Annotated in this window: 8 protein-coding genes; 4 read left to right on the top strand and 4 right to left on the bottom strand. The window is 71.9% G+C overall.

All coding sequences use genetic code 11. The annotated features are described in order from the left end of the window. The 3 genes from NE234_RS39695 to NE234_RS46190 all read right to left on the bottom strand — a co-directional run. Positions 1-944 (bottom strand): discoidin domain-containing protein (locus tag NE234_RS39695; RefSeq protein WP_252786223.1); only part of this gene is annotated, 944 nt, incomplete at its 3' end. A 955-nt stretch (positions 945-1,899) separates the two neighbouring features. Further along, complete coding sequence (locus NE234_RS45675) at positions 1,900-3,321, bottom strand: sialidase family protein (RefSeq protein WP_252786222.1); 1,422 nt, start codon at positions 3,319-3,321, stop codon at positions 1,900-1,902. Between the two features lie 222 nt (positions 3,322-3,543). Beyond that, positions 3,544-3,846 carry a YnfA family protein gene (locus NE234_RS46190; RefSeq protein WP_406567131.1) on the bottom strand — a complete coding sequence of 101 codons (303 nt, stop codon included), beginning with the start codon at positions 3,844-3,846 and terminating at the stop codon, positions 3,544-3,546. 49 nt (positions 3,847-3,895) lie between these two features. Between NE234_RS46190 and NE234_RS39680 the strand changes: the two genes are divergently transcribed. After that, positions 3,896-4,093 (top strand): fascin domain-containing protein, encoded by a 198-nt coding sequence (locus tag NE234_RS39680; RefSeq protein ID WP_252786221.1) that lies wholly within the window; start codon positions 3,896-3,898, stop codon positions 4,091-4,093. Positions 4,094-4,117: 24 nt separating this feature from the next. Continuing rightward, positions 4,118-4,864 (top strand): GntR family transcriptional regulator, encoded by a 747-nt coding sequence (locus tag NE234_RS39675; protein WP_252786220.1) that lies wholly within the window; start codon positions 4,118-4,120, stop codon positions 4,862-4,864. Here the strand turns inward: NE234_RS39675 and hglS are convergent. Continuing rightward, the gene (gene hglS / locus NE234_RS39670) at positions 4,861-6,279 is read right to left on the bottom strand and encodes a 2-oxoadipate dioxygenase/decarboxylase (protein ID WP_252786219.1); all 1,419 of its coding nucleotides are present in this window, start codon (positions 6,277-6,279) and stop codon (positions 4,861-4,863) included. The genes NE234_RS39675 and hglS overlap by 4 nt on opposite strands. Before the next feature lie 96 nt (positions 6,280-6,375). On the opposite strand from hglS, the gene NE234_RS39665 reads away from it, so the two are divergent. Then, complete coding sequence (locus NE234_RS39665; protein WP_252786218.1) at positions 6,376-9,201, top strand: FAD-binding and (Fe-S)-binding domain-containing protein; 2,826 nt, start codon at positions 6,376-6,378, stop codon at positions 9,199-9,201. 6 nt (positions 9,202-9,207) lie between these two features. Beyond that, positions 9,208-10,137 carry a LysR family transcriptional regulator gene (locus NE234_RS39660; protein ID WP_252786217.1) on the top strand — a complete coding sequence of 310 codons (930 nt, stop codon included), beginning with the start codon at positions 9,208-9,210 and terminating at the stop codon, positions 10,135-10,137. Positions 10,138-10,251 lie beyond the last annotated feature (114 nt).

Here is a 10,251-nt window from a genome sequence, read left to right as displayed (position 1 = left end):
GAGCCGTTGCCGCCGCCTCCTCCGTCACCGCCGCCGATGGTGAACACGGCGAACTCCCAGAGCGAGTAGCCGTACGCGGTCGCGCGGGCGGTGCCGTACATCCGCACGTAGCGGCCGGTCCCGGAGATGTTCAGCGTCTGGGTGCCGCCGGTGCCCGTGGTGGTCGAGTAGATCGTCGTCCAGTTCGTCCCGTCCCCGGAGACCTGGATCTGGAACGCCGTCGCGTACGCGGCCTCCCAGGTCAGCTGCGCCCCGCAGACCTGCTGCGACGACCCGAGGTCCACCTGGAGCCACTGGGGGTCGCTGAACGCCGAGGACCAGCGGGTGCCGGTGTCGTCGTCGGTGGCGGCCGACGCGGGGGTCCCGGCGTTCTCGGTAGAGGAGGCCGTGGTCGGCTTGTGCGCGGCGGAGTCGGCGGTGCCGCACGACGCCGAGCCTCCCGACCCGTAGACCTGGAACTCCCACAGCGAGTAGCCGTACTGAGTCGCGCGGGCGGTGCCGTACATGCGCACGTAGCGGCCGGTCCCGGAGACGTTCAGCGTCTGGGTGCCGCCGGTGCCGGTCGTCGTCGAGTAGACGGTGGTCCAGGTGTTCCCGTCGGCGGAGGTCTGGATCTGGAAGGCGCTCGCGTACGCGGTCTCCCACGTCAGGACGACCTGGCTGATGGCGGCACTGGAGCCGAGGTCGACGCGCAGCCACTGGGGGTCGCTGAACGCCGAGGACCAGCGGGTGCCGGTGTCGCCGTCGGTGGCGGCCGACGCGGGCGTGCCGGCGTTCTCGGTCGAGGAGGCGGTGGTCGGCCTGCCCTGGGAGAGCAGGACCGCCGCCGCGCGGCCGGGCGGTGCCACGGCCGTCGAGGCGGCGATGAGCCCGATGAGGGCGACGAGCACGACGAACAGTGAGCGTGGCGAGTGGAGGACGCGTCTGGGGCGAGCGCGGAACATCGAGGCTCCTCGGCCGGTGGGAGGCGTGTCGCCTGGCGGGGCGGGCGGAGGGGGAGAGCAGGGGCTCTCGACGCTGAGAGCGCTCTCAGGCAGAGTGACGCCGATCACATGACCTGTCAAGAGCACTCGAACTCGGCATCACTTGACAGAACAGGGAAAAGAAGTGATAAGTCGCCGAAAAATAAGAACAGCGGCCGATCGGAGTCCGCGATGAGAAGACCTCTGCTCAGAACCGTCGCCGTCATCGGAGCGCTCATCGCAGGACTGCTGGCCGGTGCGCCCGCGCACGCCACGGCACGGCACGGCCGTGACTGAACACCGCCCTCGCCCCGGTCGTGCCAGTGAGAACCGGACGGCTCGGCACGAGCGAGGAATGGGGCTTGAGCGGCAACCACTAGGCCGGCCGCGTTAGACAGGCCCGCGGAACAATGGAACCAAATCCGTCGGAGTGCGACGCGCCGGTGCCCAGAGGCGAGGAGCGCCTGCAGGTGGTGCCAGAACAGTTCGACGGTCGCGTAGTCCAGCTCGCCGGCCAGGTGCATGACGATCCCGCCGGCCTGGGGCCGGTCGGTGATGGTCAACAGCTCATCGGCGGTCACGGTCTTTGCCCCCGGAGCGCGGTACGGCTTTACCCTGCGGCGGGCGATCTATTGCCCCGTGTCTCCCGTGGGGGGCGAAGAGGGTGCCGAAGGCTTCGGCGAGCCCGTCGTGGGTGGGGGGTTGAGTGAGGGTGTAGTGGTTGCGGCGGCCGAGACGGGTGCGGTGAGGTGGCCGCCGGTCTCCAGGTCGTGATGATGGCGTGGGTGGTGCGCTGCGTGATGCCCAATTCGGGGGCGAGGTTACCGAGCCGCACGTCGGGGTTGCGGGCGATGGCGATCAGGACGCGGGGTGTGAGGGCGTGAGAGTGAAAGGGGCCGGGCGAGATAGCCCGGCCCCTTTCGCCCGTCGAGTGCTGTTACGGATGGATTGTGGCGAAGTATTCGTCTTGCTGGTTGTCGGGGATCGGATGGGTCTGGGTGAACAGGGCCGTGAAGGTGCCGCCCGCGTGGTCGAGGCCGGTGTAGTCGCCGAGGAAGTATCCGCGTGCGACCGCCGCCAGCGTGACGTCGAAGGATCCACCGACGTGCTGTTCGTGCCAGGCTCGCGGGTCGCCGGCGGCGCGGCGGGGACTGGTCACGATCCAGAAGTCGGTGAGGGCGCCGGGCGCGGGAGTGTTGCGCCGGAAGTCGTAGTAGGTCACTCCGACGGTTCCGTCGTCGGCCACGTCGACCACCGGGGTGAACGCCTGGCCGTTGCCCTGAGCGGCCGAGTCCGGGGTCTTGCTGACCTTGATCGGCTCGGTCCAAGTACGGCCGTTGGCCGAGGAGGACAACAGGATGGCCGACCCGCTCTCGGTGACGGAGGCGTCCTGCCAGGCGACGTAGAGCCTGCCGGTCTTGTGATCGACGGCGATGTCGGGGACGACGTCGCCGGTGCGCAGCGGCTGGTGCTGGTCTGGGTCGACGATCTCCGATGGGTCGACGTCGGCGACCGTGCTGGGCTTCGACCAGGTCTTTCCGTGGTCGGTGGAGCGGATCACCCGGATCCGCGACGGCTCGGTCTCGGCGAGCCGGGACAGCCGTGCCCGCCGGGCATCGGGGTCATGGGACCCGGCCGCGATGCCGTCGGGACCCTCATCGCTGTCCCCTGATCCCTCGAAGAACATGTCGACGAGGGTGCCGTCGGGCTGGACGACGATCTGGTTGGCGATGGTCCACGTGCCGTCGGCGGTCGGGTCATAGATGGCGTGCGGCTTCTCCCAGGTGCGGCCGCCGTCGGTGGTCCGGGAGAAGAAGATCGGCTGTCCGCCCTGGGGGTTGCTGCGGTCCCAGACCGCGTAGACGCGCTTGGAACTGGTCGGGTCTGCCGTGATCAGTTCCTTGTCGTTGAAGTAGTTGCCGTCGGTGTCCTGCTGGATGAAGATCGGCTTGCTCCAGGTGTCACCGCCGTCGGTCGACTTCGACACCCCGATCGCGCTGGTGGTGGTGTCGGAGTTGTCGGGAGCCCAGCTGATCGGCAGCGAGATCGCGTACGCGTCGCCGTTGGGCGCGAAGCTCACACCCGGGTCGGACACCCGGTCGTAGGGGCCGCCCGCGGCCTTGGAAACCCCGGGCAGGACGACCTGTTTCCAGTGTCTGCCGTGGTCATGGGTGACGCTGAAGGTGAGGGTGTGGGCACCGCCGTTGTTCCAACGGTCCTGCTGGTAGAAGCCGATGATGTTGCCGTGATCCTGAGGGTTGACCGCGATCCAGGGTTCGACCTCGGCGCCGGGGTAGTTGACGCTGCTCGCGGGCCCCTGGCCTGCGGTTGTCCCCGGTGTCGGGCTCTTGCCCGACACCGCGATCGGATGGGATACGTGATCTGGGGCGGGGTTCGCTGACGCCGTGGGGGCCGCTGCGAGCGTTGCACCGGCCGCTGTACCGAGCGCGAGGAGTCGCAGGAGTCGTCGCCGCATCGACTGCCGCCTTTCCGGACCCGCGTGCTGGGAGAGTCACGCTGGGGTTCGAGGGGGTTGACTGAGCGGCGGCTAGTCGATCACCCTTCGAGGCCGCTGACCAGATCAATGGCCGCATGCGGCAAGCTCTTGACATCGCATCAGTGTGGCCACGTCAGGATGCTGTCGTCGCCGGTGTCGGCGGTGGCTCCGTGCTCGTGTGCCGCCGTAGGCCGGTCCGTTAATGGCATCCGAGCAACCGACGAGCAACCTCGACCGTCGGCGGCCTCCGCCGATGCCGCGCATGAGGCATGGCGCCGGACCGGCCGAACCTGAGCTGACGTCCCATCGGTCCGGGCGGAAGCCGTCGAACGCCATGCCCCAGACGAGTGATCCGGCGATGAAGACGTCGCCGTAGGCGGTGAGCAGGAAAGAAATCTCCGCAGCGGCTGGGCTTCCGCTCTACGAGCCGTTGGCAATGCACGGCCAATGGTCCTCCCGTGACATCCGCCTCATCGGCCGGGTCGACGTGTCCGCGCCGGCGACCTGCGCGATCACCCTGCGGACGCAGGCGAACCGCCAGTACGTGACCGCGGAGAACGCCGGTGCCGCGCCCCTGATCGCGAACCGGGCCCCGATCGGCCCCTGGGAGGAGTTCGACCTCATCAACGACTGAGGCGGGGCTGGGTAGCATGCCACCATGCCGCCCACCCGCGAGAACACCGAGCTGAAGCTGCAGCCGTTGACGCACCCGTCGCGGTCGCTGGCCGAGCAGGTGATCTCCGAGGTGCGGCGGGCGGTGCACACGGGCGTGATGGTGCCGGGCCGGCTCTACTCGGTGTACCAGGTGGCCGAGCAGCTCAACGTGTCCCGCAGCCCGGTCCGCGAGGCGCTGCTGCGGCTCGCGGACGCGGGCCTGGTGCAGGTCGAGCGCAACCGGGGCTTCCGTGTCGTGCTGCCGCATCCGAGGGAGATCGTCGAGATCTTCGGCGTACGGCTGGCGCTGGAGCTGCCCGCCGTGCGACGGGTGGCCGGTGGGGACTCCGCCGACCTGGGCGAGGCCCTGCGGACGACCATGGCGGAGATGGCGGCGGCGGTCGAGGCCGGTGACGAGACGCTGTTCTTCCACCTGGACCAGGCCCTGCACGACCAGATCCTCGTCGCGGCGGGCAACGGCCGGGCGCGGACGATCGTCGGCGGCCTGCGCGACACCATGCGGATCCTTGGCACGTCCACCGACGACCGGTCCCGTACGCTCCGCCAGGTGCACGAGGAGCACGAGCCGATCGTGGCGGCCGTCGCCGCCGCGGACGCCGAGGGTGCCGTACGGGCGATGCGGGCGCACCTGACCAACACCGGCCTGATCCTGGCCCGGCAGGCCGCGCGGGCCCAGGGCGAGCCGGTCGACGTGGACGCCCTGTGGGCGTCCATCGTCGCCGAGGGCTAAGAGGTCGCGGGCAGGGCGATCTCGCGGTCGAGGCCGAGCTCGTCGCGGACCCGGGCCAGCGAGGCCGCCCGGATCGAGGCGTACAGCTCGTACGGATCGTGCAGCGGCCGGCCGAGCACTCCGGCCAGCGCGTCCGCGCCGAAGTCCGCGCCCGCCCGCGTCGCGTCCTTGGACCCGTCGGAGGTCAGGTTCGACTGGAAGATGCCGGCGGCCGAGCGGGGCAGGAAGTCCTCGTACACGATCGGCCGCGCCGTGACCCAGCCCTCCGCCAGAAGGGCGGCGAGGTCGGCCGGGGGAGCGGAGCCGGGCCGCGCGCCCGTCACGTGGCCCGTGGTATGGAAGGTGAAGTAGGCGAGGTCGCCGGTCACGAGCTCGGCCTCGGTGGACGGCACGCGGCCCTCCCACAGCTTCGCCGCGACGGCGTTGCGCTCCTCGGCGGTCACGCGCTGCCCCGCGAGCGCGGCGTCCAGTGCCGCGGACAGCTCGTCGTACAGCGCGCGTCCCGCCGGCGTCACGGCGATGCCCCGCGCCTCGACCTCGCCGAACCGTACGCGCAGGTCGTCCTCCACGACGCGGCCGTCGTCCTCCCGGAACACCCGGGGCTCGGCCAGCGCGCGGAAGGAGGTCTGGCGCAGCAGCAGGTCGGGACCGTTCCAACGGGGTGGCCCCTGGATCGCGTCGATCATCGTGATGCCGCGCTCGCTCATCCGCGTGTAGAGGGCGTCGATGTCGAGGACGCGCGGCGTCAGGTGGTTGACGTGCGTGCTCGGCACCCCGCCGATGTCGGCGGCGACGGAGGAGACCCGCTCCAGTTCGGTGTACCAGCTGCGGGAGACCGGCTCGCGGGACAGCTCGAACGCCTGCGTCGCGAGGGCGAGGAACTCCTCGGCCTCCCGGTCGTCCAGGCCGCCCTCGGCCTCGGCCCGGTCGGCCAGCTCCAGCAGCCGCGGCGGGAAGAGCCGGCGCGCTCCGAGGAACTCGCCGAGCCTGCGCTCCAGGTCCTCGTCGAAGAACCGCCGGTCGCCCGTCACCAGCATCGAGGTGAACACGCGGAAGGGGTTCGCGGCCAGTTCGGCCTCGTCGACGGGACGGAACGCCGTCGAGACGACCGGCACCGAGCTGCTCGCGGCCTCGCGCAGGTCGTAGTAGCCCACGGGGTACATGCCCATCGCGCCGAAGATCCGGGCGACCTGCGCCATCTCGGCGGGCGTGCCCACGCGGATCGCGCCGTGCCGCTCGGCGGTCACGCGGTCGATGGAGCCGAGCCGTTCCGCGTCGGCGCCCATCCGCTCCAGCACCTCGCGGTTGACCTCTTGCGCGACGTCGACCAGCGTGTTGTACGCGGGCACCTCCGTGCCGTACATCGCTGACAGCCGTCGGGCGAAAGCCGCCCGGAGTGCGGTCGAGTCGACCATCTGCCCCTCTCCCTTGCCGCCGGATCGTCGCTTGTGTCACGGAAGGGTACGGAGAATGTGGGCGGAGCGCCAGAGGTCGCATGTAACATGCTACTTATGGACCGGGTTGCCGACCTCGCCAACGACCTGCGCCGACGCGGTGTCACCGACCTGCTGACCGACTCGATGTCGCGGTCGTTGTTCTCCTCCGACGCCTCCCTGTACCGGGTGCCGCCCCTCCTCGTGGCGCGCCCCCGTTCCGCCGAGGACGTGGCCGCCGCGGTCGAGCTGTGCGCGCGCCATGAGATCCCGCTCACCGCGCGCGGCGCCGGTACGTCGGTCGCCGGGAACGCGGTCGGCCCCGGGCTCGTCCTCGACTTCAGCCGACACATGCGGAAGGTCCTGAAGGTCGATCCCGAGACCCGGACCGCGGTGGTCCAGCCCGGCGTCGTCCAGGCCGAGCTGCAGCGGGCGGCGGCCCCGCACGGGCTGAGGTTCGGCCCCGACCCGTCCACGCACACCCGCTGCACGATCGGCGGCATGATCGGGAACAACGCGTGCGGGTCACGAACGCTCGGCTACGGCCGTACCAGCGACAACGTCGCCGGCCTCAAGGCCGTCACCGGCAACGGCACCGCGCTGGACCTGACCTCCCCGCTCGGCGCGCCGGCGCCCGGCGGCCCCGCCGAGGTGACCGCGCTGCACGAGCTCGCCGCCGCGAACCTCGCCACGATCAGGACGGAGTTCGCCCGGTTCGGGCGGCAGGTGTCCGGATACGCGCTGGAGCATCTGCTGCCGGAGCGCCGGTTCGACGTCGTCCGCCTGCTGGTCGGCAGCGAGGGCACCCTCGCCGTGCTGACCGAGGCGACGGTGAACCTGGTCACCGACCCGGCGCACCGGGTCCTGATCGTGCTCGGTTACGAGGACATCGCCGCGGCCGGGGACGCCGCGCCCGCCCTGCTGGAGCACCTGCCCACCGCCTGCGAGGGCATCGACGCGCGCATCGTCGACGTGGTGCGCAGGCGGAAGGGCCCGGACGCGGTGCCGCCGCTGCCGAGCGGGGCCGCGTGGCTGTTCGTCGAGGTCGCCGGGGACGACGAGACCGAGGTCCTCGACCGGGCCCGGCGGGTCGCCGCCGGCTGCGAGGACGCGCTGATCGTCGCCGACCCGGCGCAGGCGGCGCCGCTGTGGCGCATCCGCGAGGACGGCGCGGGACTGGCCGGCCGCAGTCCCGCCGGGCTGCCCGCCCACGGCGGCTGGGAGGACGCCGCGGTGCCCCCGGCGATGCTCGGCCGCTACCTGCGCGACTTCGAGGCGCTGCTGGGCGAGTTCGACGTGACCGGCCTGCCGTACGGGCACTTCGGCGACGGCTGCCTGCACATCCGGATCGACTGGCCGCTGGACCGCGCCGACGGGACGAAGCGGTTCCGCGGCTTCCTGGAGTCCGCGGCCACGCTGGTCGCCGGCTACGGCGGCTCGCTGTCCGGCGAGCACGGCGACGGCCGGGCCCGCAGCGAGCTGCTGCCAAGGATGTACTCCGAGTCGGCGATCGGCCTGTTCGAGCAGGTCAAGGGCATCTTCGATCCGAATGACGTGCTCAACCCCGGCGTGCTGGTGCGGCCCCGCCCGGTCGACGCCGACCTGCGGGTCCCGGCCGCCCGGCCGGTGCGCAAGAGCCTCGCGCTGGCGTACCGCCACGACGGCGGCGACTTCAACCAGTCCGTGCATCGGTGCACCGGCGTGGGCAAGTGCCGCGCCGACAACACCGGGTCCGGCGGCGTCATGTGCCCGTCCTACCTGGCGACCCGTGAGGAGAAGGACTCGACCCGTGGGCGGGCCCGCGTCCTGCAGGAGATGGTCAACGGCTCCCTCGTCTCCGGCGGATGGCGCTCGCCCGAGGTTCACGAGGCCCTCGACCTGTGCCTCTCCTGCAAGGGCTGCGCCTCGGACTGCCCGACCGGGATCGACATGGCCGCGTACAAGTCCGAGGTGCTCCACCAGAGCTACCGGGGGCGGCTGCGCCCCGCCGCGCACTACTCGCTGGGCCGGCTGCCCCTGTGGGCGCGGCTGGCCGGTCGCATGCCGCGCCTCGTCAACGCGACCCTGCGGGTGCCGGGGCTGCGGCGGGCGGCGCTGGCGATCGCCGGAGTCGACCGGCGGCGGAACCTGCCGGAGTTCGCGCCGCGGACGTTCCGCGAATGGTTCGAGCGGACCCGCGACGAGCGCCCGGCGGAGGGCCGGCCGGTCATGCTGTTCGTCGACACCTTCACCGACCACTTCACGCCCGAGGTCGGCCGGGCGACGGTGGCCGTGCTGGAGGCCGCGGGGTATCGGCCACAGATCAGCGAGCGCCGTCAGTGCTGCGCGCTGACCTGGATCTCCACCGGCCAGCTCGACGCGGCCAAGAAGATCCTCGGCCGTACGGTCGCCGAGCTGGCCGAGGCCGCCGAGGCGGGCGTGCCGATCGTGGGCATGGAGCCGTCCTGCACCGCCGTACTGCGCTCCGACGCGCTGGAGCTGCTGGACGAGGAGGTCGCGGCGCCGGTGGCGGAGCGGACCCGCACACTGGCCGAGCTGCTGGCCGAGACCCCGGACTGGCGGCCGCCCTCGTTCGAGGGCACGACGGTGGTCGCCCAGCCGCACTGCCACCACCACGCCGTCATGGGCTGGGGCAAGGACGCCGAGATGCTCAAGAAGGCCGGTGCGGACGTCCAGCGGCTGGGCGGCTGCTGCGGCCTGGCGGGCAACTTCGGCGTGGAGAAGGGGCACTACGACGTGTCCGTCGCCATCGCCGAGCACCAGCTGCTGCCCGCGCTGCGCGAGGCCGACGAGGAGACCGTCGTCCTCGCCGACGGCTTCTCCTGCCGCACGCAGATCGCCGACCTGTCGCCCCGTCAGGGCGTCCACCTGGCCCAGCTCCTCGCCGAGCGGCTCGACCCGTAACGCCGAATGCTCAACCCGGTCCACCTGAGGACACTGACCGCCGTCGTGGACGCCGGGTCGTTCGCCGACGCGGCGAGGCGGCTCGGCTACACCGCCTCGGCGGTATCCCAGCAGGTCGCGGCGTTGGAGCGGGCGGTACGGATGCCGCTGTTCGAGCGCGGCGCCCACGCGATCAGGCCCACTCCGGCGGCGCTCTACCTCGTACGGCGGGCCGCCGACGCGCTGTCCGCGCTGGACGCGCTCGAAGAGGACGCGCGCGGCATGGCGGAGGGGCGGATCGGCCGGCTCCGGCTCGGCAGCTTCCCCACGGCCAGCCAGCGGCTCCTGCCGATCGGCCTGGCCTCCTACGCACGGGCGTACCCGTCGGTGGAGATCCTCCTCGACGAGGGCGAGCCCGACGAGCTCATCCCGCTCGTACGCGCCGGGGAGCTCGACCTGGCCCTCGTCTACCGGTACGACCTGGTGCCGCGGGCCTGGCCGGGCGACCTGGAGGAGACCCCGCTGCTGGCGGAGGACCTGCTGCTCCTACTGCCTGAACGCCACCCGCTCGCCATCGCCGGGGCGGTCGCGCCCGGCGACCTCGGCCACGAGACCTGGGTGGCCCCTCGGGAGGGCACCGCCGGGGCGTCCTGCCTGCGCCGGCTGTGCGCCGAGGCGGGCTTCGAACCGCAGCTGGACTACCGCAGCAACGACTACGGGGTCATCCACGGCTTCGTGCGGTCCGGTCTCGGCGTCGCGCTCGTCCCGGCGCTCGCGCACCTGCCCGGCGAGGGCGTGGTCGCGACCCGGCTCGACGGGGTGGCGGCCCGCAGGCACGTCCTCGCCGCGCACCGCCCGGCGGCCGTGAACCCGGCGGTGACCGGCGCGGTACAGACCCTGCGTCAGGCCGCGGCCCGGCTCGCGGACGACATTCCCGGCGTCGTCGCCGCAGCGTAAGCAGCATAAGAAGTTCTTCGGCCATGCCCAGAGATGGCGGGGCTCGGCCGCTTCCTCCGGTATCGCCCGGTCCCCGATGCTGGACGCACCGAGCGAACCGAGAGGTGGGCAGCG

This window comes from Actinoallomurus rhizosphaericola, assembly GCF_024055675.1.
Classification (GTDB): domain Bacteria; phylum Actinomycetota; class Actinomycetes; order Streptosporangiales; family Streptosporangiaceae; genus Actinoallomurus; species Actinoallomurus soli.
This window is presented reverse-complemented; position numbering and strand designations above follow the sequence as displayed.